Raw genomic sequence first — 23,892 nt, forward strand, 5'->3', positions numbered from 1 at the left:
GTCACAATATACAGTTAAAATTTTAAAACATCATCAACTAATTTTGAGTTATATGTAGCGCCTTTGGCTACCTGAATCATGGTGATTCGTACTTTGGTTGGGAAGAATTTTTCATGATCTTCGCGTTTGTGCGCATGTCCTTGTCCGCCACTATCATCTTTAATGACCAAATCCATTTGTTTGATGCCTTCCGACCAGATAATTGATTCATTTTCCCAGAATTCATTCATAGAAACTTCTTTTTCATAAATACCAGTTTTGGTAAATATATCGGTAGAAGTACAACCGTACATATTTCCTTGTCCTTTATTCGGAATATAACAAAGTGTCCATTTGGTAGGTTCGTTCCCTTTTGGTTTTTCCAGAACTTCGATACGTATATGTACATTTCCGTTCCTAAAATCTACAGGACTTGTCCAATCTTTAGGAATGTTTAGCTGTAGCATATCATTTGTTACGTAGTAATGTGATTTGCTTGGCGAAGAAGTCAAAGCATCTGCGCGCGTAAAGGTAAATTCCTCATCAAACAATACAAACTGAGTGACTTCTGTTTTCGAACACGAGTAGAAGCAACTGATAATCAACAGATATAAAAAATGTTTTTTCACGAAAGTCATTTAGAAATTCTTCATTTCAATATGTGTAGTTTCACCTTCAGAAAGTGTAACACGTTGCATCAATCCGCCACCAGTTGTATCCCAAAGCATAAAAGCAATAACGTAATAATCTCCTGCGGGAAGATTATTGTAGGTAAACATTCCGTTTTCATCACACATCATTTTTATAGTATCATGATATCCTTTTGGATCGGGTGTAAATGTAAGAATTCCGTTTTCTGCATAAACTGCGCCAGATTGTTTGTTGTGATAAATATGTTGTAAACGTTCTTCTGTATAGCTAGAACTTGGCATAAGTTCTATTCGAAATTCTTTTCCAAAACGTACTTCACCGTTTTTTGATTTAAATTTAGCGGTTCCAGAGATCGTTCCAGTACCTTTCGATTTAAACCATTCTACTTCTTGAGCATCAAAAACACTGACGATTTTTATAGGAGTTTGAGTGTTGTTTTTTGAATCATTACAACTTAAGCACATAAAAAACAGGAAAAGTAAAAAAATGTTACGGTTCATCTTGAAAGATTGTTGAGGTGTTAATCATTTCTAAAGTACGGAACTTTTGAACGTGAATAGTTGCTTACACTCATAAAAGACAAAAAACTGTAAAGGAATGATTATTTTGTTTTAAAACGAGTTAGTATGCTAAATACATTATATAATTTGGATTGTATCTCGTTTCGGAGACTTTAAAATTGTATTCTCCTGTAATCTTGAAATCATTTCTTTTGTAGAAGTTCAATGCGCGTTCATTTTCAATGAGTACATACAACCAAATTCCATGTTGCTGTTGTTCCTTTGAAAATTGTATGGTGTAATGAAATAGTTGCGCGCCCAGTTTTTGCCCATGAAATTCTTTGAGCACATACAAACGATCAAGTTTTGTAAGCTGTGTTCCTTCTATAGTTTCATTTGCGACATTGAGTACTATTTTAGAATATCCGACAAGTGTATCATCCAAAAAAATCATAAAATAATGATTGTTCTCATGGTGGAAATCTGCGGTAAGCATATCCACTGTAAAAGTAGTTGCTACAAAAGATTCTACAGCTTCTTTAGGCGTGTTTTCTAAATAAGTCTCTAAAAAAGTAGTGCTGCCAATTTGAGCAATTGCATTGACATCTTGTACAGTAGCTTTTTGTATGCGAACCATTTTTGAAGAAAATTTTTATAAAAGTAAGTAAATCTACGCGCTTTAAAAATCAGGTTGTTAATACGCTAATTTTCTAGCTATTTAAATAATACATTTGAAAAGTAAATTAACCCAAACCATATGAGTATTATGAAAAATAAATCAATTAAACATAGCGCTATTGTAAGAGACTTAGATAAGTTACTTCGAAAAGATTCAGAAATGAAAAATGCGTTGCTAGTCTCTTTACAAGCCGCAAATATTTCTGCAAAGACAAATTTAAATTCAGATTTATACAATGCTTTTAATGATGAGTTTAATGGAAATGCATGGCCAACAACGATAGAACTTTATTACGATTATTTAGATATGTATGTGCGTTTGGTTCCAGACGAAAGTAGTGATCCAAATTATCCTGATGCGTGGAAAAGTACAGATTCTTCAAACGGTTACAACCAAAAGGTATACGATTTGTTATGTCAATTTTATTGGTTGGTTGATCAAAAAGTAGAAGAGTCGAGTTTATCTATGCAGAGTTTTCCAAAGTTTGCAAAATGGCTACAGAAATTTGCAAAAGCTTGGGGCGCATTTTTAGATACGAAAGAATCGTTTACCAAAGAAAGTTATTATTCTTTTAGGCACAATCCGATGTATAATTATCCTTTGTATGGAGATAATTCAGAAAGCTGGAACACGTTTAATGAGTTCTTTTACAGAGAATTTAATGATGCTGACGCAAAAACAGGAATTTCACCATTGCGTCCAATTGCAGCGCCAGAAGATAATACAACCATTGTAGCACCAGCAGATTGTACGTATAAAGCAGATTATAAGATTGACGATAATGGAAATGTATTGGATGCTGATGGGAAAAAAACAACCGATAGATTAAAGCATACGCACGTTATTGGAACCGTAAAAGAATTATTAGACGGAAGCAAATACGCCAAAGATTTTAATGGCGGAACGTTTGTTCACTATTTCTTAGGACCTTATGATTATCACCGTTTTCATACACCAGTACATGGGAAAGTATTAGAAATAAAAGACATTCGTGGAAAAGTATTTTTGAATGTAGAAATGACTCCAGACGGACAATGGGATGCACCAGATGGCGCGGAAGATGGTTACGAATTTGAACAAGCACGTGGTTTAGTCATTCTTGATGGAGGAAAAGATGTTGGAAAAGTAGCTGTACTTCCTATAGGAATGGCACAAGTTTCTGGTGTAATGATGTACACAAAAAACAATCCGCCAAAAGGAGTTCCAGCTGAAAAATTGATCAAACCTGGTCAAAAAGTAGTCAAAGGACAAGAATTTGGGAAATTTAGATTTGGAGGTTCAGATATCATCATGTTGTTCGAAAAACCACAAAAAGATTTATACATGTTCAAAAAAGATCCAGGACATGTGCCAATTCACTTCCAATATGGACAAACGGCTATTTACGCAAATAAGTAGTAATAGAATAATATAGACTTTAGCCTCGAAAAGTCATAAAAAGCGCTGCAACTATTTTAATTCAAGTAGTTGTGGCGTTTTTTTATATGGTAACATTTCCTTTTTCATAAAATTTATAGGTATGCTCTGGAATACCATGTACAGGTGCTTTTGCCTTTTCTGTTCGCAGTGCATTTACAATTTTTGTGTAAAAACCATTATATGCATCTTGATCAAACTTACCTTCTTTATAACGATCACCTAAATACGTGATGCTTTGTTGTACTTGTATAGCATGTCCTGGAAATCCAGCCAATGTTGAGTACAAATCTTCAATTCTATTTTTTATCAACGAAGCTACCCATTTTGCTGCTTCTTCAGCTCCATGAATATTAGGGACATTATGGCGTTCATGCAGTTCAAGTGCTTCTGGGCCACTAGATTTATATAATTTATAATCTTTTTCTATCAAAAGCCAATCATTCATATCTATAATGTTTTGCTTTATAAGTTCGTCAACACATTTATTGGCTGCTGGATTTCCAGTACCATCCAATTCTTTATATATTGCTTTTATCCAGGTATTATCGCTGGCGGTTTGTGGAGAATCAAGTAATTTTGCAGCATCTTTTACAATTTCACGATGTCTTGCAACAGGTAATTTTTGTAATTGTATCGGTTGTGCTGTTTGGATATTTAGTATTTTTCTTTGTATTGTAGCTTCTGGTCTGTTATCTACAAATTGTAAAGCAGTATGATTCGCTTGTTGTGTGTCAGCAATTCTTTGTGTGACAGCTTCACTTTTTTTATTTGTTTTTTTATCGGAATATGTATTCATAATATTTACAGAAATATCTTAAATATACTGCATATCTACTTTATAATTTGTAAAGTAGGTATTTTGTCTACGAATTGTCTATGCTTTGAGAAAATTGCTGTAACTATCTTAATTCAAGTGGTTGTGGAGTTTTTATTTTCTAGAATTCAAGGGAATAGTTGATTGTCCATAAATTTATTGAAGATTAAATGCAAAATAAATAATATAATAAATATAGGGTTAAAGGTTACGAAGATAATCTTAACGTTAATAGTGATATAAAAAATGTCAATTAAATCAACACAACCAGCTAATAATACATAAAAGAGAAAATAAATAAACCATTTTTTATAGAAGAAGTATAACAGAACTGTGAGGAAAATTAAAGTAAAACCTATGTAATGCTTATTTGTTAGAATAATGTCTGATGTAAACTCTTTTATTAAAGAAACTGAAATCAGAAAAAATATTATTGTTAAGGTAATTAAGTTTTTAGAAATAATTTTATCCATGTTATTTTACCTTTTCAAATCAGCCAATACATTTTTAAATATTGGTGTAGACACATGCGTTGCTAAAGTATTATATTCTTGCTGATATGCGCCAATACCATTATTTCCAAGCCAGTAAAAGTTATCTTTTAATTCGAAAGCGAGTCCACTTTTTATTACTTCAGCTTGTATCAAAGCAATATTCTTTTCATGTGCTTTCATGAGTTTTACAAAACGGTTGTCTATAGCGTGATATGCTTTTTTAAAATCTTTGTTTTGAATGATCTGTTGATATATTCCAGGATTATTTTTACGAGCGTATGAAAGATAGTGTAGCATGTAGCATTTAAACTCAGGATATGTAATTTTAATACTTCCTGTATCTTCCAAATAACCTTTTAAACCTTCCATTCCTAATTTTTTGTATGCTGAAAAATTTCGAATAGAAGTTCTAAAACCATTTAAATACGCACTCCATTCTTCCAGCAATCCATAAATTCCATGTTGTTGTGTGCCTAAATATTCTTCATTGGTATTTACATAGGTTTCATATCTAAAAAAACGAACTTCTTCAGGAATTAGACGTGCAATTTGAACAGAAGGAAATGTTTGTGTTCTTTCTACCAAATATTCTTCTGTTTTATCTATATAATACACAATACATGCATTTGCAGATTTATTACTTGTACTTTGTTTACTGAGTATTTCGAGTGGTTTTCTACTTTGATATTCGTGTGTGCATTCATGAACAACGGTAGAAATATCTTCTAAGAGTTGACGTGTTTCATATCCACGAACATAGGTCATAAAATCTCCAGGTTCAGATAATTGGATGACACTATTTTGGATACTAAATTCATTTGGAAAATTGTATACATGCTGCATCATTTGGTACGAATCTTTATTGTTTTTCTTTAAAAGACTCCAAATTTGCGCACGTGCTTCACTACTGTTTTGCGTCATCACAAACTGTGTGGATAGAAATATACATATAGAAAAAAGAACTCTCATTGTTTTTTTATTTAGTAAGATAACGTTCAATGTAGAAACTTTATTTTTAAAGAATTAATGATAACTAATACATTTCAAGCGTTTTCCAAATTTCTCCTATATCACCTTTGCTAAAAAAGTCATCATAAGTTTTAATATCGGTTTTCTCTTGATCGGCTAGCATTGTCAAAACGATTCCTGTATACTCATCTTTCATAACCACTACAGATTGCATCAAATATTTTCCTGTCAAAGTTCCTGCATTTGTAGCATGAAAGCGACCATCAATTTTTCCTCTCATCATAGCGTATTTTTTTCCGTTGACTTCAAATACATCCGTTTCACCAGTAAAAGTGTTGAAGAAATTGCGATATCCTTTCATTATATTTCGCAGTGTTTTTTGTTTATCAACCTTCTTTCTTTCAGTGTCAGACACATATATAGCTTCTATCTGAACAGCTTCCAAAATAGTGCTAGAATTTCTATATTTTCCTATTACGGCATAATTTGGATTGGGAAGTTCAGAAGGTTCAGCAGGGAAAATAGTCATATGTTTAGGATATTCCACACTAAATTCAATGATAGGCACATTTTTCTCTTTGCAAAAAGTGTTGTCAACAAGAAACAATTCATTTTCAGGATTTGCTGCTTTTTCTTTCTTTTTTTGCCCAAACGAACATGAAATTACACACATGCTCAAGAATAGAACAAAAGAAATTTGTATGATCTTCTTCATCTAGATTTTATTTATGTACTACTAACTTATGAAAAAACTATCTTTGATTATAATAGTTATACCAAAAGATGTCTAAAAAAGTTGCCAAGAAACTCGTAAGGAATTTTTATTTCCTTTCATTACTCATAAACATTGTATTGCCCTGGATGCTTGTGTACATAAATATTGGTGATATCTATGGTGAAGCTAATCTGATTTATATATTTGTAATGGTTTGGGCGCTCGTAAACTTACTTTTGTATACAATCTACTTTACGATTCCTGATTACAAGAAAAATTGGGAAAAAATCGCTACATTTCTATTTCCTTCTTTTTGGTTTATTCTAGGAATATACTACACAGAGTTTACACTACTTTTAATTCCTTTTGTAATTAATTTAGTTTTTAATATTACTTGTATGCTGTATTATATGCATGTAATGCGCAAAACTGTATAAAATCTCAGTTATTCGTAGTGTTTTCATTACCAGGCCAAAGCAATCTTCCTAGCAATAATCCCAATCCTGCATATACAATATATAAATATGACGAGGTTTGAAAGATGCTTTTTTGTGCGAATAATTCATTAATATCTTGTTGTTTAAAAAACAATACAATGGTAATTGCTGACAATATACTTAAACCAAGCAATTCAATGAACCAATTTCTATTTTGAACGCTAAAAAGATGACTTGCTAAAAATCCCCAAATCCAAGGAATGATTATCATAGATGATTGCGCTGTTATCGTATTTTTTGTGTAAAAGAGATAAACAATCATTCCAATTAAAATCATGATGAGTACTACTTGTTGTATTTTTTTTAAGCTTCTTGTTGTTGTAAACAATTCCTTTTTTAACGGGAAAAGAACAGTTGCGACAAAATTATACAACAATAAAATAGATGTAGAAATCAATAAGAAATATTCTAAAATATTGAAAAACTTCATTTGTAATATGTCATAGGTTAAGTTTCTTAAAAGTAACGAATCCTCAACAGCATGAAATACCTATTTGTAGGGAGATTTTGGTTAGAATGTTAAATGCTAAATGCTAAATGCTAAATGTTGAATGGTGAATTTTGAATTGCTTCCGAAGTTCCTAGGACAAATCCACAAATAGACAAAACACGAATACACAAAAGAAGTTTATGAGTTTTATAAGTTTACGAGTTTATACTTTGAAACGAAATATAGAACAAACAATTTAACCCAAAATACACTTCACGACAATTCATCCTGAAAAAATTACAATTCAGTAGTTTCTTTTTTTACAGATAGCTGTTTTATAGGATATTTGAACCATCAATCAAATCAATCAAAAAATGATCAGTATCGCATTTATCATCGTAGAATATGTTTTTTCAATCATTTAAAAAGACATTCAAAAAAAGTATCAATCATCAAAAAAAAGTAAACAATGAAAAAAGTAGTATTAATTTTAAGTCTAGTATTTTTTGGAGCAGTAGCAAATGCACAAACGAAGTATGAAAAAGGAATGAAGAAAGCATTCTCACTTTTAGAAGAAAAGAAAAGTGCAGAAGCAGCAAACTTATTTGAACGTATATCTTCAGCAGCACCAACAGAATGGTTGCCATCGTACTACGCTGCACAAATTAATATCATGGATGGTTTTACAATAAAAGATAAAAGTAAACTAACACAACAATTAGAGAAAGCTCAAAAGCAAATAGACCATGCCACAAGTATTTCACCAAACAATCCAGAAATTATGGTAATGCAAGCAATGTTGTATACAGTTTGGGTTGCTTATGATGGTGCTACATACGGAATGCAATATGCTCCAAAAGTGGGAGAAATCTACGCAAAAGCATTTGCAATAGCTAAAGATAATCCGAGAGTTGTATTGTGTAAAGCAGAATGGGATATGGGAAGCGCACGTTATTTTGGGAAAGATACAGCACCATATTGTAAAGAAATAGAAAGATCAAAAGAACTATTTGAAGCAGAAAAACCAAAGGATGATTTTAGCCCAAGTTGGGGAAAAGAACGTGCTGTGTATATGGTAGGAGAATGTAAAAAATAAACTGTCGTTTAAAAATCCTTAGTATATTTGAAAGAAGCCAAAACAAATCACCATGAAAGAGTTTAGTAAAGTTGTATTTATCGGATTCCTTATTTCCATTTTATTATTAGGTATTGATTTGGTATTTACATACATGGGCGGTGGTTCTATTGAATTTAATAGACGATTGTTAATCACTTTTGGTTACTACTGTTTGTATTCTATTCCAATAAGTATTGTAAACTCGTACTTTTTTGATTACCTAAATTCAAATGTAACTTGGACGAAAAACTTGAAACGTTACCGTTTATTGATAGGTATTGTAGGTTCAGTAATCATTACCATTTTTACTGTTTTTTTAGTGCGAATGGTGCAAGAAATTTTAATAGAAGGTGAAACTTATCAGGAATTTATTCAAACAGAAAAACTTGATTTTTACTTTAGAGCATTATTAATTACAATCGTATTCTCTGTTTTTTTTCATGCAATATACTTTTACAAAGAATTACAAAAAAAGAAAGTTACCGAGCAAAAAATAATTGCAGGAACCGCATCAGCACAGTTTGATGCCTTAAAAAATCAGTTAGATCCACATTTTCTATTCAATAGTTTAAATGTACTAAGTTCTTTAATTGATGAAAATCCGCGTCAAGCACAAAAATTTACTTCAGGACTTTCCAAAGTATACAGATATGTATTGGAGCAAAAGAATAAAGAACTCGTAACGGTTGATGAAGAATTAAAGTTTGCTAAAACATATATGAGTTTGCTAAAAATGCGCTTTGAAGACAGTATTATTTTTGAAGCTCCAGAAGCAGCTAGTAATCCAGAGAGTAAAGTAGTGCCACTGTCATTACAGTTATTACTAGAAAACGCGGTAAAACACAATAGAGTAACGCCTTCAAAACCGTTACACATAAAAATATACGAAGATAAAGGGAATTTGATCATACAAAATAACCTTCAAGAAAAACAAATCGTAAAAAAGAGTAGTGGCGTAGGTTTAAGTAATATAACACAGCGATACAATTTACTTACTCAACGTCAGGTTTATATTAACAAGACAGCATCGGACTTTCAAGTAGCAATTCCGATGCTCACAAAACAAAAAGAAGTCATGAGACAACGAGCAATAGGTACAGGAGAAAAAGGTTTGGACGATCAATACATTCAAGCAAGAAAACATGTAGAACGTTTAAAAGAGTTTTATTATAATTTATTATCGTACTGTTTAGTCATTCCGTTTTTAGCATTCATTAACTGGAGAACAAGTTGGGAATTCCAATGGTTTTGGTTTCCAATGTTTGGTTGGGGAATTGGGGTAGCTTTTCATGCCATGAGCGTATACGTTGAAGATGGACGTTTTGGGAAAAACTGGGAAGAGCGTAAAATTAGAGAATACATGGAACAAGAAGAACGTAAAAAATGGAGATAATAGAAGATAAAGATCATGAAAAAGCGCAAGCATATTTACGCGCTGAGAAAAAAGTGAAAAACATTAGAGGTTTTTATGTGCATCTTTTAGTGTATTTATGTGTAAATCTATTCATTAGCATTAAAAAAATAATGAGGAATTTAGACAATGGAGAAACATTCAATGAAGCTTTTTTTGACTTTGGAACATTCATAGTTTGGCTAGCTTGGGGAATTGGATTGGCATTTCATGCATATAGTATTTTTGTAAAGAATGGCATCTTAGGAAGCGAATGGGAAGAGCGAAAAATACGAGAATACATGGGAAGAGAAGATCAACATAAACGATACAACTAATGGAAACATACAGAAATATAAAAGATACTAGAAGAAATGACGCTTATGAAAGTGCTAAAAGACGCGTAGTCGCATTGCGAAAGTTTTACAAGCATTTAACAATCTATGTTTTGGTAAATTTATTTGTCTCTTTTCGAGAGTTTTATCATAACATAGAAGCTGGAGCAACGATAAAAAGTTCGTTTACAGATGGAGATGTATATACACTTTGGATTATTTGGGGAATTGTTTTGTTCATACATGGGACGAATGTTTTTTCAAGTATTAACATCTTCGGACACAAATGGGAAGAACGAAAAATTCAACAATATATGAACGAGGAAACTCGTAGTTAACACATTAAAAAAAAGATTATGGAAAGATTGCCTTCAACAAAAACATCGGAGTCATCTTCATCATTCAATTATAATAGAAGCTATCAAGATGAAGAACGCTATATGCGAGCCCGAAAAAAAGTAGAAAAGTTAAAAGGTTTTTACGGACATTTAGCTTCTTATATCATTATAAATGTATTTATTTTAGCACTGATTGGCTTTAACTTAGACAAAGGAGATAACTTTTGGACGTTTGGGCATTTTTCTACAGCTTTCTTTTGGGGAATTGGAATTGCATTTCATGCAGCAGGTGTTTTTGGACCTGATTTAATGCTAGGGAAGAAGTGGGAAGAACGAAAAATTAAAGAATACATGTCAGACAACAGTCAAAACTGGGAATAACTTTTTACATTATAAATGTTGAATGATGAATTTTAAATGTAAAAGTATTTTGTCCATTGAATAATACAAAGCGTCACTTCGAGTGATTTTTCAAAATAAAATGAAGAAAAATTGTATCGAGAAGTACTATGAAATTATAAATGTTGAATGATACATTTTAAATAAAAAGTATTATAATGAGTTTGCGACGAAGTAAATTATTTATTGAGAAACAAATTGCAACCTTTTTTTAAAACGTTCACAATAGCATTTCTAAAAACGAATCAACAAATCCGCAAACATAAAATCATCAACCAAAAAAATAAAACAACACAACCAATCATATGAAAGTAATCATCATTGAAGACGAAAAACCATCTGCAAGAAGACTCAATCGAATGCTAGAAGCAGAAGATTTGCAAGTGGAAGTAATGTTGCATTCTGTGGCTGAGTCTGTAGAATGGTTTCAAAATAACGAGCATCCTGATTTGATATTCCTTGACATTCAATTGTCTGACGGATTGTCCTTTGAAATATTTGAAGTGATCGATATTACTTCTGCAATTATTTTTACAACGGCTTATGACGAATATGCACTACAAGCTTTCAAGCTAAATAGTATCGATTACTTGTTAAAGCCAATTGACGAAGACGAATTAATTACTGCTGTTGATAAATACAAATCGCGCGCGCCAAAAACGCAGAATGTTCAATTGAATTTTGACGATATCAAAAAATTATTAGTAAATCCTATAGAGCGTACTTATAAAAAGCGTTACACGGTAAAAGTTGGTCAACATTTAAAAATGCTTCCTATCGACGAAATAGAGTGTTTTTACAGTGAAAACAAAGGAACATATGCACACACCATAGAAGGAAGAAATTATCTTTTGGAAACTTCTTTAGAAAACCTAGAAGATGAATTGTCACCCGAAATATTCTATCGTGTGAGTAGAAAATTTTATATCAATATCAATGCGATCAAAGACATTGTAAGTTACACCAACTCTCGATTGCAAATAAAACTACACAACTTTAAAGAACAAGAAATCATTGTAAGTCGCGAGCGTGTAAAAGACTTCAAAAATTGGTTGAATTAGGTTTTGTGTCAGAAAACTATAGTTTTAAAAAAGGCTAAATTCCAGTTACATATATGTTACCTGTGTAGCTAAAAAAATATCCTTTTACGTAAAAACACAAATATAGTTGCTTAGCTAACTATATTTGTGTATATTTGCTATATGATTAATAATAGAAATACTTACTTCCAAATAGAGCTTACAGCAAGAAGGATTAGACAATATGGACAAAATATACTTAAGTCTCAAGGAATTGACATTACAATAGAGCAATGGCTAGTATTGAACGTAATAAATGAAAATGAATCTATAAATCAAATTGATGTTGGAGAGAAACTTGTGAAAGATAAACCAACAATCTCAAGAATGGTAAACCATTTAGAAAAAAAAGGGTTTATTACAAAGACATCTTCCTCCGTAGATTCAAGAAAATTTGAACTAAATATATCCAAAAAAGGGAAAACAATGATTAATAATCTATACCCTACTATTGAGAAAATTCGTTTTAAAGGTTTAAACGAATTGTCTAAAAAAGAAATAGAAAGCATTGAAAATATTTTAAAAAAAATTCAAAAAAATATAGATAGCTAATTTTATATTTTTAGTTGTCTAGCTAACTTTAATAAATAAATTTAAAATCATGAAAACAAGAATTTTTGCCTTTTTAACCATCTTTACACTATTATCTTGCCAATCTAATGCACAAGATAGTGCTATAAGCGATGTGAAATCAACAATAGAATCTTATATAGATGCTGGAGATACAAATGATGTAGTAAAATTAAAGCCTCATCTGCATACCGACTTTAGAGTAGTTTTATATGATAATAAAAAGAGTAAGACCTCTATTCTAGATAAGTCAACTTATGTTTCTTTTATTGATACTAAAAAATTTGGAGGATATGAAAGAACTGCTAATTATGAAGATTTTCAGTTCATCGAAAAAAATATGGCAACTGTAAAAGTAACCCTTACAAGTCCGGGTAAACCAACATTAAGGAATTTTTATTCTCTAGTGAAAATTAAAAATAATTGGTTGGTAATTCAAGATTATGTTATTCTAATTCCATAAACTATCAATCAATTAATTAATTCTAACAAGTTTGTAGACCTTGATTAAGGTTGCAAAAAGCCAGCAGGTAATACTGTATAAAAAACATAGGGCATTTGGCGCTTAGTCAAATGTCCTACGTTTTTTTACTAAATCACTAGATATAAAATTTGGCGTTTACAGTTGAGAAGATAAACACAAAATATTTATATTTGGTTTAGTTATAACCGTGGACTTAGTGATAATCCGCTGCCCTCCGTTTCTTACACTGAACGTTATGTTTAACAAAATCTATTTCTGAATAAAAATTACATGATATGACAATTCATAAAAAGAGCGAGCTTGTTACAAGCTCGCTTTACATTTGGATTTGATGTATGTAGTATTGTTGAAAGCTAATGGTATTTAACAATTACCCCATATAACTCCTGTCCAGATTGCAGAACCTTGGAAATATACAGTTGCTTTTATTCCCTTAAAAGGTGGCACTCCAATTCTGAAACCACAGGATTCCATGCATACTTTTACACTAGCATCAACAGGAATACTTAATGGAACATTGAAACAAATATCACCAACAATTGGGAAATTAACACAAATACGACCATTTTCATATTTTGCACCAACACATACTGAAATTTTTGCCGCTTGAGTACTTGGATGAAATTCAAAAGCTTGTGCTTTAGCATGACTAACTTCTCCGTGAGTTTTAGTTAAATCAGGAACGATATTATTATTTTCTTGACACATAATTTATATATTAAGTTATATTTCCTACTCTATTTTAATTGGCTTTTCGGATTTCGCCTTTTGTAATGAAAAACTGAAAGTAGCTACGTTATCGAATATTTTATTTTTAATTACAGCGTAAAATTGAAGAATTAATAACCTGAATTATGAAATAATGTAATCAGTACTAGATATTTATGCATAAGAATACTAATTCTAGGAATAAGAGAAAAGACATAACAAATACATACGTTGGTTATAAATGAAGATGTTTATACGTGTATTGTTATCTAAAAAACAACTCACTAAGCTCAAACCACAACTCACTATCATTTTTTTGAGCAGCATATTTGTTTTATTGACTTTTATACTTGAAATTTAAAAACAAGTATGATGAACATAAAAACAATATCTTCTTTACTAAGTAAAACAGGCTTATCTTTTATAATTGTAAGTGCTGCGGTCTACATATTTGGAATGTTTGCATCTGGAATGGATGTCCGAATTCTAACAGCTGAATTTATAGAAGTTTTACCTTTTATGATTCCGTTTTTATTGGGAATACTTTTTACGTTTCATTACGTTAATCATAAGATGCTTGTTAAAAAACTAACCAACAAAATATATCCATATTTTTTATATACAATTCTAACTCCTACTGTAGTTGCAGGAATATTAGGTTCATTATTAATGTATGTGTTGAGAGATAAATTTAGTCTATTATTAATAGTAAACCACATGACAACTGGAGGAGCTATTATACTATTCTTAGCTTTTTATTATTATATAAGATATAATTATACTACTGAAAACAATAATGGATACAAATCATTTTTGATTCGTAAAGCTCCGTATAAGACAATTATATTATATGCTATAGGCTTATCGCTTTTAAATTGTATTGGACAAAGTATTTTGCTGTTTAGCTTTTCTTTAAAGAATAGTTTATTGGTTTTTATTGATAGCCTAATTATTGCCGCGATCTGTTGGTATGCTGTTTGTCTTGTAAATAAATATGTAGGAGGAAAGCTGTCATCTTCTTTATTAATAGTGATTTCAATACTAACAATCGTTATTTGTATGCAACCTATCATTATTGGAATTAAGTATCTACAGATATTCATCTTGGGGCACAAAGGAATTCCATTTCATAGATATACGATTTTTGATTACATACGATTTAATCTATTGCAGAGTATTTATGTAGTTTTTTGTGTGTTATTTTATCAATTTTTATACTTTTCTATAACACGATCGGCGGAACAAAAAGCATTTAAAGAAGAAATAGGAAAACAAACGGAAAAGTATGAAAACTTACGCCGTCAGTTAAGTCCACATTTTTTGTTTAATAATCTCAATGTATTGACTGCTTTGATTGAGGAAAATCCGCAGCGAGCAGTTCGTTTCTCAGAATCTTTAGGAAATATTTACAGACATTTTCTTAGTCAGGAAAATGAAGATGTTGTTTCGTTACAAAATGCACTTTCTTTCTCAAAAGACTACTTAGAACTCTTAAAATATCGTTATGAAGAAGCTTTTCAGTACGTGTTGCCAACAAAAGAAGTTTCAAACGCATACATCATTCCTTTAGCTTTACAACAAGTGATAGAAAACACTATTAAACACAATGAAGTTTCTAAAGAAAAACCATTGTTTGTTAGTATTGCAATACAGAATAATTATATCATCATTCAAAATACAAAACAATTAAAAACACAATTTGAAAACTCCAAAAGAACAGGAATAGAGAATATAAAAACACGTTATGCTTTTTTTACGGATGAAAAAGTGATTGTTGAAGATGCTGAAAGTACATTCACGATCCAGTTACCACTTTTAAACCTAGAGAACTCATGAAAGCATTAATTATAGAAGACGAAATTCCATCGAGCAGACGATTGGCAAGAAAACTAAATGAAGCAGAAGTTGAGGTAGTTGTAGAACTTTCTTCTGTACAAAGTGCACTATCTTGGTTGCGAAAAAATGAACATCCAGAAGTATTTTTTGTAGATGTGAAACTAGGAGACGGATTGATTTTTGAGATTTTCAAAGAAATAGAAATCACAAGCTATATTATTTTTACGACAGCATATGATATGTATGCGTTAAAAGCGTTTGAATATAAAAGTATCGCATATTTATTAAAACCAATTACCACCGAGAAATTGCAAGAAGCCATTGCTAAAGTGAAAAGTTTTCACACGATTCCAAATCGGAAAGAAGACATTCAACAATTTGTTGCACGCGCTAATGAAACAACTACAAAAGAACGTTTTGTAGTTAAAATTGGTCGAAAAATAAAAATTATCACACTTACAGAAATTGTTTGTTTTTATAGTGAACACAATACAACATTTATTTACACACAAAATGGTCAATCATTTCCTATTGATTATTCATTATCATATTTAGAAACAGTGTTGCCTGCATATGCTTTTAATCGTGTGAATCGTAAATTTATCATCCAAAAAACAGGTATTAAAAGTGTAGAAAATTACACTAATTCACGTTTAAAAATAGAGATGCATCATTTTGCAATTCAAGAAATCATTGTGAGTAGAGAACGCGTAAAAGATTTTAAAAAGTGGTTGGATTAGATTTTGAATTTTTAGTTAAAGCTACCGCAAAGAAATGCTAATAAAAGTTGATGTTTATGTAGATAGAAGTATGACTCTACAATTATTTAGAAAGAAATTCCTTTTTTGATTGCTTTCAATCGAACAACTTTAATGTCTTTATAATCAAGATTTTTTGTGTCGATGACATAGGTGAGTTGATAGAGTCCAATACATTTAACAAGTTGAAAATTTACATCTTGATAGTATAGCGTAAGTGTATCTCCAATCACAATTGATCCGCCTTCAAATGAAGGACAACCAGTTTCTTCCGTGAAGTAATCAATCGTTAAGAGATGATCAGTTTTCTTTTGATGTAGTGTACCGTTTGCAATTGAATCATTCGTCGACAGTCTATGATTTAATTCTTTATGGTGAAAAGAAACTAAATTGGTGGTCATTTCACTAGTAATATCACCTTTTTCATACGTACATGAAATAAAAAGTAGTATTGAAAATAATATGACTAGTTTTTTCATCCTATTATTCTTCATCAACACGATTATCGTCAAATCCAGAAGGTAAAATATTTGGAATGTACTTAATTACAATAGGAAGCAATAACATTCCGCCAGGCAACATAAAGATCGCTAAACTCGGAATACTTTTAAAAATATCTAACAATTGATCTTTGACACGTTTTTGTTCTTCATCGGTCAAAGATCTCGTAGTGGATTTAGTCAGTAAAACCATTAATTCTTTGCTCTCATACATTTCTGTAGCCAAACGTTTTTTATTCCGATTGATGAGTTTTTTCACCATATTACTAGAATTCTCATAGAAACTCTGTACCATATTGCGCGATTTTAACAACGCAATATCGTCTTTATGTTCTGTGTAAAATATATAAATATCGTCAGTAGCTTTGAGCAAAACATCATTGGTAACATGCAAATCTTCTCCTAAACGGTTTAAAAATACACGTTCTTCTTCATCAATCACTTTATCTGTCCAAAATGTCATGCACACCAAGTCTATAATATAATATTTGGTAAGCGGATTCGTTATTTTTGGAATTACATCTTTGTAATGCAAACGTTCTCGGTTGTGATAACGAAAAGAAGCTTCAAACAACTTAATTAGGCTTTCATCATATTTAGTTTTTTCTTGCTTTAAATCGAGTGCTGCAAAGATGATGGTTTCAATCGTAGCTTCTAAGTCACGTAAGTAACTATCGGTAACTTCGCCAAATTCTAAATAACGTTCATATGCCAATACATCTACAAACAATAATGTGTTTGTAATGAAATAGTTGAAGTTTTTTGTAATCACATTATCATCAATGGCAATGCGTTTGTTGATCATGCTTTCGAGCAAATCGAAAGATTTCTTTTTACCCAAGAAAAGCTCTTCAAAGAAAGAACTTTTATAATCATCTACAATATTATAAAAATCAGTAACCGTATCTACAAACTTGACTTCAGATTTATAATGTTCGTGCACAAAAAGAAACGATAAAATCATATTGACTTTACACAATTCTTCATGTGTTAAATCGGTACTTTCAACTCGGTTGAAAATGGTTCTAAAGTTTGTTCCATACACAAAACCACAATCTTTTAACTCGTTATAAAGATCTTTGAGCGAGTGGGACACAGGCGTTGCTGTATTTGCATTGTATTCGGCTAGTAATTTTTTAATCCAGCCTTTTGCAGATGGGTTCATGATTTAATTGAATTATAAACAAAAATAAAGCTACTCTAAAAAAAGTAGCTTTATAAATATACTATTTTTTATTTTCTATTGAATAATTCCGCCACAGCTTACACGTGCTCCAGCAGCTCCAGAAGGTTGTGATGTTAAATCATCAGTACCTTGATGTACAATAATTGCTTTTCCAATGATGTTTTTTGTGTCATCATCACAACCAATACACCATTGATCAGTTTGAAAAGTAATGGTTCCATTTCCTTTATCATCTGCATCAAAATTTCCTATATCTCCTTTGTGATATCCTGTAGCTGCTCCCCATTTTCCATGTGGTTGTGCAGTAGGATTCCAATGCCCACCAGTAGATTTTCCATCAGGAGAAGAACAATCTGCTTTTGCGTGAATGTGAATGGCATGCTTTCCAGGAGTTAATCCTTCCATAAGAGCAGTCATCGTTACAATGCCATACTTCTCTACAAATACTACATTTCCGGTGACATCACTATCACTTTTAGAAGTTAAAGCAAATTTTACTTTTTTTACTTTTTCATCAGTAGTAGTTGCCTTTTCAGTTGTTTTTTCTGCCTCTGGCTTAGCTTCATCTTTCTTTTCTCCTTTACAACTTACAGAAATGAAGAGTAATCCAGTAGCAAGAATACATATTACTTTTCTCATTATTTTTGGTTTAATATTAGTTTTTAATTGTGTTTAACAAGGTAAGTAGATAATAAAACAAAAACAAACTATTGCAATTTCTTAATTTTTAAAGCTTTCTTCTTTTTTTAAGTACACATCTAAAAATTTGAGTATTCGGCTATTAGCTTCTATCTGATTTTCCTTTTTTACAAAGCCATGTCCTTCATCTTCAAACAAGACATATTCAACAGGAACACCATTTTTCTTTACACCAGCAACAATTTCATCAGATTCTATTTGTAATACTCTCGGATCTTTGGCACCTTGAAGCACCATTAAAGGTTTGGTTACTTTATCCGTATGGAAAAGAGGAGAAATTCTTTTTAAACGAACTGAATCTGCTGTATGCGGATTTCCTAATTCTAAATACAATGCATCTTTGAAAGATTCCCACCATGGCGGAATGTTTTTTAAAGTACGCATCCAATTCGTTACACCGTAAATATTTACACCAACAGCAAACTCTTCTGGAGCATAGGTGAGTGCTGCCATGGTCATATAACCACCATAAGAACCACCCATAATTCCAATTTTATCTGCGTCAATTTCTGTTTGAGAAGCCAACCAGTTTTTACCTTCTACACAATCTTGTAAATCGCCTTCACCATGATTTTGATCGTCCATTTTATAGAATGTCTTTCCATAACCACTACTTCCTCTGTTATTTACAGCCAATACTGCATATCCGTGATTTACTAAGTATTGAATTAATGGTCTAAATGATTGTCTAGATTGTCCACCTGGGCCACCATGAACCCAAACGACTGCAGGAACTTTGTTTTCGGCAGATGCTTGATGCGGCAAATAATAGATAGCAGGAATCACAGTACCGTCAAATGATTTATAGCGTATCACTTTGGCAGTGACCATATCGTCAAGATTAACTGCTTTATTCAACGTATTGGTAAGTTGTTTTAGATTCTTAGTTTTCAAATCATACACATATAAATTTGAAGGCGTATTGGAACCACCAACATATAAACTCATTTTACTCTCATCTCTTGAAAAACCAACATTGGTAATACTTTGATTTCCAAAATCAGGCAAATCGATATTTTTTCCTGAAGCAGTATCTAAAACTTCAATTGAGTTCTTTCCATCTTCATTGATGAACGTAATGCGATATGTTCCGTTGTATGAAGTGTTACTTCCATTGATATCCCATGATTTTTCAAGTACTTTTTCATGTGTGCCGTCAGTAATGTTATATTTCATCAAATATGCAAACTCAGCATCAGCATCAGTAGTGTAATACAATATATTATTATCGCTGGCAAACTCTTGTGGCGTATTGGCACTAAGTTTAGTATTTATTTTTGTCAACTTTTTAGTTGATATATTGTATATAAATAAATCACTGTCGTTTGTATTGATACTTTTACTTAATGCTACATAGTTTTTGTCATCAGATAATTCAGATATACCATATCCTGTTTCGTTTTTATAGATCAGTTTTGGTGTAAATGTTTTTACATCCATTTCATATAAATCCATATAACGATTGTCACGTTCGTTAGATGTATAAAAGAAACTTTTCTTATCTTTTGACCATTCAAAAAACGAAGCTCTGGCACCTTTTTTTGGAGTAAGTTCTTTGGAAGTACCATCAGTATTCTTCACAAAAAGATGAAAAATTTCATCACCATTATTGTCCATTCTATATAAAATACGTTCATCTTCTGGGAAGAATGAAATACTATATACAGATATACTATCTGATGCTGTTATTGGAGTATAATCGCCACCATTTGCAGGAACTGTGTACATATTAAAAATTCCAGAACGATTGCTTGTTATTAATACTTTCGATTTGTCTGGTGAAAAACTTCCACCAAAAACACGTTCGTTGTCCATAATTTGGGCAATCGAATATTCTTTAACCGATTGTGCACTATCTTTTTGATTAGTTTTCTTTTTATCATTTTCACACGAAAAAAAGAAAATACTGAGCATACATAATAGACTTAGTTTTTTCATGGCGTTAGTTTTTTAATTGAAATGATTTTGTTTCTTTAAAAGGTTTTAAGTCAATCTGTTCCATAGCAGAACGGTATGGTTTCCATTCGTCGGTAAAGAATGTGTTAGTCTTGTCTAAAGCATCTTTGAGTGCATCTTCTGCATGTTGCATTAATTGACGTTCTGTGCTTGTCAATCCAGTTTGTCGCGAACCAACATACCAACCAGCGCCACCAATACGTTGCATTACGTTTACTTCAGGATTTCTAGTAATTCCTTGGCGTTTGTCTACTTTTCCTAAGTATAATGCAATTACTGAATCAATCTTTTTGACAATGTCTTTTGATTTCTTGATTGCGTCTTTGTGTTTTTTCTTGTCTAAACTTGCGAGCGTTTTTTGATATTGTTTAGCAATGTTTTTGCTTTCTACCAATTGTTTTACAGCATCTGCAGCGGTTTGACTCATATTTTGGAGTTTTCTCCCAGCGGCATACGTTTCATCGATGTTTTTCTGAGAAACTTGTAAACGTGGGTCACTTGCTACTTTGATACTTGTTTCAGACACTTGATCTCCGTATGTCATTTTTAACTGATACGTTCCTGGTTTAACATTCATTCCTCCACGTTCACGAGTTGACTTACGAATTGTCCTAGAAGGGCTATCAACACCTTTTTCATCCATTCCCCAAAACATTCTGTGAATACCATTTTCTTTTGGAGCTTTGTTTTTCAGTGTACGAATCAATCTTCCATTATCATAAATTTCAAGTTTTATCGAATCCCATTTAACCTTTTTTTCATCATTTTCTTTCGCTGCATTTTTATCTTTCTTGGTAGGTTTTGGCATATCTTTCTTCTTGATGTAATATGAAATCATTGCGCCACCTCTTTTGTTTTCTCCATGATATATTGCATCTGCTCCAAAACGACTTCCTGTAGGCTGCTGATAGGCTGCTTGATAAGCCGTTGGTGGTTCAAATAAAGCGATATGCTTAGATAAGATACTTTTATCTTTAGCAATAGCACGCAACGGACGAATATCGTCTAAAACCCATGCAGCTCTACCAAATGTTCCAATCACTAAATCTTGCTCACGTGGTTGAATGACTAAATCTTTTGTGGAAACTGTTGGGAAGCCAGCAGTCCATTTTTGCCATTTCTTTCCAGCGTCAAGCGAAAGATACAATCCGTCATCTGTTCCTAAGAATAATAGATTTTTATTTTCTGGATCTTCTACAATAGATAGCGTGTAACTTTTTACATCAGAAGCATCTACAATGCGTTCCCACGTTTTACCATAATTTGTCGTGCGATATGCGTAAGGTTCGTAGTTGAATCTGCGGTAGTCATTTGCAACTAATAATGCTTCTCCTTGTTTTTTGTTAGAAGCTTTTACTTGTACAATCCAGCTTCCTTTTGGCAAACCTTTAATGTTGTTTGTCACTTCTGTCCATTCTTGTCCACCATTTCTAGTTACATGTACGCGTCCGTCATCCGTAGCTGCCCACAACATATTTCGCTCTAGTGGAGAAGGTTCAATAACTAATACGGTACAATGATTTTCTGCTCCAGTTGCGTCCATTGTGAGTCCACCACTTTCTGCTTGTTTCAGTTTTGCTGGATCATTGGTAGATAAGTCATCTGAAATCACTGTCCAAGTCAAGCCTTTATCGGTACTTTTATGTACAAACTGACTTCCAAAATATAAGGTACTATTGTTGAAAGGATCAATATTAATTGCAGAATTCCAGTTGAAACGTAACTTCACATTTGCATCAGGATGCGTTGGCTTTACCGTATAATTGTTTCCAGTTATCCAATCATAGCGAGATACAAAACCTTGCTGGCTCATCGACCAACCATAACGAGAATCGTCTTTGTCTGGGACAACATCAAAACCGTCTCCAAAAGAAATTTCTTGCCAATAGGAATTGCGAATTCCCTGTGCGCGCCAAACATAAGCTGGACCGCGCCAAGAACCATTATCTTGCATTCCACCATACACATTGTACGGATATTCATTATCTACGTTGATATGATAAAATTGTGCTACAGGCAAATTTCCTATGAAGCGCCATGTTTGCCCACGATCTTTGGTAATATTCATTCCGCCGTCATTTCCATCAATCATAAATTTTCCATTCGTTGGATGAATCCACCATGCGTGATGATCTGGATGTACACCATTGCTTACACCATAAGCTGGCATCAATTGTTTAAAGCTTCTTCCTCCATCTTCAGAAACATTTACATAAGTAAAAATAGTATACAATCTATTTTCATTTTGCGGATCTACATAGATTTCAGAGTAATAAAATGGACGATTTCCAATTCCGGCTTTGTCATTTACTTTTGTCCACTTAAAACCGCCATCTGTACTTTTATATAAAGCATTTTTCTTTGCTTCGATTAATGCATATATAATATTTGGGCTGCTTGGTGCGATGGCAACTCCAATTCTTCCTAAATCACCTTTAGGTAAGCCTTCTTTATCACTTAGTTTTTTCCAAGTTTTTCCGCCGTCATGCGTAATGTGTAAACCAGAGCCTTTTCCTCCAGATTTAAAAAACCATGGATCGCGTTTGTGTTCCCACATAGCAGCAATTAATTTATTAGGATTTGTAGGATCCATCACTAAATCGGCAGCACCAGTTTTATTATTTGCAAATAAAATTTGTTTCCAAGTTTCACCGCCGTCAGTAGTTTTATATATACCACGTTCTGGATGTTCTCCCCAAGGAGAACCAATAGCAGCGACATATACAACATTAGGATTTGTAGGATCAATAATTACACGATGAATATGACGTGTTTTTTCTAATCCCATTAGTTTCCAGTTTTTTCCTCCATCTAAAGACTTGTAGATTCCGTAACCGCCATTTAAGCTATTTCTTGGATTTCCTTCACCAGTTCCAACCCAAATTACACTTGGGTTTGATTGTTGAATAGCTACTGCACCGACAGAAGCAGTTACTTCTTTGTCAAATACAGGTTTCCATTTAATTCCGCCTGAAGTAGATTTCCAAAGTCCGCCAGAAGCAGTTCCGACATACATCACGTCAGGATTTTCAGTAACTACAGCAATGGAAGTTACACGTCCACTCATACCGCCAGGACCAATATTTCGCGGTTTCATATTTTTTACCGTTTCCATAGAGAATTCTTGTGCAGAGACACTTATCGCGGAAAAGGCGAGTAATAGTAGGATTAGTTTTTTCATTTTTTTAGGTTGGTTTGTTGGTTATTAGTTTTTTGGTTGATGGTTTATGTTTGTGTATTTGTTGATTCGTGTATTTGTTATGTGTTATTGTCACATCGAGCGCAGTCGAGATGCTATGGTTTTTAAAAGTTTTCCATTTAGCGTTTCAAAGTACTTATCGATACAATTTTCTATAAAAATCACTCGAAGTGACGTTTTATGGTATTCAA

25 protein-coding genes are annotated in these 23,892 nt (G+C 32.3%); 12 read left to right on the forward strand and 13 right to left on the reverse strand.

Annotated features, from left to right (window positions below; translation table 11 throughout):
- Positions 1-14 precede the first annotated feature (14 nt).
- From ACOQOS_RS22500 to ACOQOS_RS22510, 3 genes are all read right to left on the reverse strand, one after another.
- On the reverse strand, positions 15-608 hold the full coding sequence (locus ACOQOS_RS22500) for a hypothetical protein (RefSeq protein ID WP_420572679.1): 594 nt from the start codon (positions 606-608) through the stop codon (positions 15-17).
- A gap of 9 nt (positions 609-617) precedes the next feature.
- Positions 618-1,130 (reverse strand): hypothetical protein, encoded by a 513-nt coding sequence (locus ACOQOS_RS22505; protein WP_420572680.1) that lies wholly within the window; start codon positions 1,128-1,130, stop codon positions 618-620.
- A 121-nt stretch (positions 1,131-1,251) separates the two neighbouring features.
- A complete protein-coding gene (locus ACOQOS_RS22510; RefSeq protein ID WP_420572681.1) occupies positions 1,252-1,767 on the reverse strand; it encodes a GNAT family N-acetyltransferase in 516 nt (171 codons plus the stop codon).
- A 129-nt stretch (positions 1,768-1,896) separates the two neighbouring features.
- Between ACOQOS_RS22510 and ACOQOS_RS22515 the strand changes: the two genes are divergently transcribed.
- On the forward strand, positions 1,897-3,207 hold the full coding sequence (locus ACOQOS_RS22515; protein WP_420572682.1) for a phosphatidylserine decarboxylase: 1,311 nt from the start codon (positions 1,897-1,899) through the stop codon (positions 3,205-3,207).
- Between the two features lie 82 nt (positions 3,208-3,289).
- Here the strand turns inward: ACOQOS_RS22515 and ACOQOS_RS22520 are convergent, their stop codons facing one another.
- The 3 genes from ACOQOS_RS22520 to ACOQOS_RS22530 form a co-directional block, all read right to left on the reverse strand.
- Positions 3,290-4,024, reverse strand: a complete 735-nt coding sequence (locus ACOQOS_RS22520) for a hypothetical protein (protein ID WP_420572683.1) — start codon at positions 4,022-4,024, stop codon at positions 3,290-3,292.
- Between the two features lie 497 nt (positions 4,025-4,521).
- Complete coding sequence (locus ACOQOS_RS22525) at positions 4,522-5,505, reverse strand: hypothetical protein (protein ID WP_420572684.1); 984 nt, start codon at positions 5,503-5,505, stop codon at positions 4,522-4,524.
- A gap of 64 nt (positions 5,506-5,569) precedes the next feature.
- On the reverse strand, positions 5,570-6,220 hold the full coding sequence (locus ACOQOS_RS22530) for a hypothetical protein (protein ID WP_420572685.1): 651 nt from the start codon (positions 6,218-6,220) through the stop codon (positions 5,570-5,572).
- Positions 6,221-6,288: 68 nt separating this feature from the next.
- Between ACOQOS_RS22530 and ACOQOS_RS22535 the strand changes: the two genes are divergently transcribed.
- The gene (locus tag ACOQOS_RS22535) at positions 6,289-6,657 is read left to right on the forward strand and encodes a hypothetical protein (protein WP_420572686.1); all 369 of its coding nucleotides are present in this window, start codon (positions 6,289-6,291) and stop codon (positions 6,655-6,657) included.
- Between the two features lie 4 nt (positions 6,658-6,661).
- On the opposite strand, the gene ACOQOS_RS22540 is transcribed toward ACOQOS_RS22535, so the two are convergent.
- Complete coding sequence (locus ACOQOS_RS22540) at positions 6,662-7,147, reverse strand: hypothetical protein (RefSeq protein WP_420572687.1); 486 nt, start codon at positions 7,145-7,147, stop codon at positions 6,662-6,664.
- A gap of 469 nt (positions 7,148-7,616) precedes the next feature.
- Between ACOQOS_RS22540 and ACOQOS_RS22545 the strand changes: the two genes are divergently transcribed.
- The 8 genes from ACOQOS_RS22545 to ACOQOS_RS22580 all read left to right on the forward strand — a co-directional run bounded on the left by ACOQOS_RS22545 (position 7,617) and on the right by ACOQOS_RS22580 (position 12,838).
- Entirely contained in the window at positions 7,617-8,243 is a 627-nt protein-coding gene (locus tag ACOQOS_RS22545) for a tetratricopeptide repeat protein (RefSeq protein WP_420572688.1), read from the forward strand.
- Positions 8,244-8,295: 52 nt separating this feature from the next.
- Positions 8,296-9,657, forward strand: coding sequence for a 2TM domain-containing protein (locus ACOQOS_RS22550; RefSeq protein ID WP_420572689.1), 1,362 nt, complete (start codon positions 8,296-8,298; stop codon positions 9,655-9,657).
- On the forward strand, positions 9,648-9,992 hold the full coding sequence (locus tag ACOQOS_RS22555) for a 2TM domain-containing protein (RefSeq protein ID WP_420572690.1): 345 nt from the start codon (positions 9,648-9,650) through the stop codon (positions 9,990-9,992). Before ACOQOS_RS22550 ends, ACOQOS_RS22555 begins: the two co-directional genes overlap by 10 nt.
- Positions 9,992-10,327, forward strand: a complete 336-nt coding sequence (locus ACOQOS_RS22560; protein ID WP_420572691.1) for a 2TM domain-containing protein — start codon at positions 9,992-9,994, stop codon at positions 10,325-10,327. Before ACOQOS_RS22555 ends, ACOQOS_RS22560 begins: the two co-directional genes overlap by 1 nt.
- Before the next feature lie 18 nt (positions 10,328-10,345).
- The gene (locus tag ACOQOS_RS22565; protein WP_420572692.1) at positions 10,346-10,708 is read left to right on the forward strand and encodes a 2TM domain-containing protein; all 363 of its coding nucleotides are present in this window, start codon (positions 10,346-10,348) and stop codon (positions 10,706-10,708) included.
- A 323-nt stretch (positions 10,709-11,031) separates the two neighbouring features.
- Positions 11,032-11,787 carry a LytR/AlgR family response regulator transcription factor gene (locus ACOQOS_RS22570; RefSeq protein ID WP_420572693.1) on the forward strand — a complete coding sequence of 252 codons (756 nt, stop codon included), beginning with the start codon at positions 11,032-11,034 and terminating at the stop codon, positions 11,785-11,787.
- A 141-nt stretch (positions 11,788-11,928) separates the two neighbouring features.
- Entirely contained in the window at positions 11,929-12,357 is a 429-nt protein-coding gene (locus ACOQOS_RS22575; protein ID WP_420572694.1) for a MarR family winged helix-turn-helix transcriptional regulator, read from the forward strand.
- A 49-nt stretch (positions 12,358-12,406) separates the two neighbouring features.
- A complete protein-coding gene (locus ACOQOS_RS22580; protein WP_420572695.1) occupies positions 12,407-12,838 on the forward strand; it encodes a nuclear transport factor 2 family protein in 432 nt (143 codons plus the stop codon).
- A gap of 384 nt (positions 12,839-13,222) precedes the next feature.
- Here the strand turns inward: ACOQOS_RS22580 and ACOQOS_RS22585 are convergent, their stop codons facing one another.
- Entirely contained in the window at positions 13,223-13,567 is a 345-nt protein-coding gene (locus ACOQOS_RS22585) for a hypothetical protein (RefSeq protein ID WP_420572696.1), read from the reverse strand.
- A 369-nt stretch (positions 13,568-13,936) separates the two neighbouring features.
- On the opposite strand from ACOQOS_RS22585, the gene ACOQOS_RS22590 reads away from it, so the two are divergent.
- Together ACOQOS_RS22590 and ACOQOS_RS22595 are read left to right on the forward strand one after the other, a co-directional pair.
- Positions 13,937-15,403 (forward strand): sensor histidine kinase, encoded by a 1,467-nt coding sequence (locus tag ACOQOS_RS22590; RefSeq protein ID WP_420572697.1) that lies wholly within the window; start codon positions 13,937-13,939, stop codon positions 15,401-15,403.
- A complete protein-coding gene (locus ACOQOS_RS22595) occupies positions 15,400-16,143 on the forward strand; it encodes a LytR/AlgR family response regulator transcription factor (RefSeq protein ID WP_420572698.1) in 744 nt (247 codons plus the stop codon). The genes ACOQOS_RS22590 and ACOQOS_RS22595 overlap by 4 nt, the downstream gene beginning before the upstream one ends.
- Before the next feature lie 86 nt (positions 16,144-16,229).
- Here the strand turns inward: ACOQOS_RS22595 and ACOQOS_RS22600 are convergent, their stop codons facing one another.
- The 5 genes from ACOQOS_RS22600 to ACOQOS_RS22620 form a co-directional block, all read right to left on the reverse strand.
- On the reverse strand, positions 16,230-16,640 hold the full coding sequence (locus ACOQOS_RS22600) for a hypothetical protein (RefSeq protein ID WP_420572699.1): 411 nt from the start codon (positions 16,638-16,640) through the stop codon (positions 16,230-16,232).
- A 4-nt stretch (positions 16,641-16,644) separates the two neighbouring features.
- Entirely contained in the window at positions 16,645-17,826 is a 1,182-nt protein-coding gene (locus ACOQOS_RS22605; protein WP_420572700.1) for an LETM1-related biofilm-associated protein, read from the reverse strand.
- Between the two features lie 75 nt (positions 17,827-17,901).
- Positions 17,902-18,486, reverse strand: a complete 585-nt coding sequence (locus tag ACOQOS_RS22610) for a superoxide dismutase family protein (protein ID WP_420572701.1) — start codon at positions 18,484-18,486, stop codon at positions 17,902-17,904.
- 81 nt (positions 18,487-18,567) lie between these two features.
- Positions 18,568-20,484, reverse strand: a complete 1,917-nt coding sequence (locus ACOQOS_RS22615; RefSeq protein ID WP_420572702.1) for an alpha/beta fold hydrolase — start codon at positions 20,482-20,484, stop codon at positions 18,568-18,570.
- Between the two features lie 4 nt (positions 20,485-20,488).
- On the reverse strand, positions 20,489-23,683 hold the full coding sequence (locus ACOQOS_RS22620; protein WP_420572703.1) for a WD40/YVTN/BNR-like repeat-containing protein: 3,195 nt from the start codon (positions 23,681-23,683) through the stop codon (positions 20,489-20,491).
- Positions 23,684-23,892 lie beyond the last annotated feature (209 nt).

Source organism: Kordia sp., assembly GCF_965224175.1.
Taxonomy (GTDB): Bacteria; Bacteroidota; Bacteroidia; order Flavobacteriales; family Flavobacteriaceae; genus Kordia.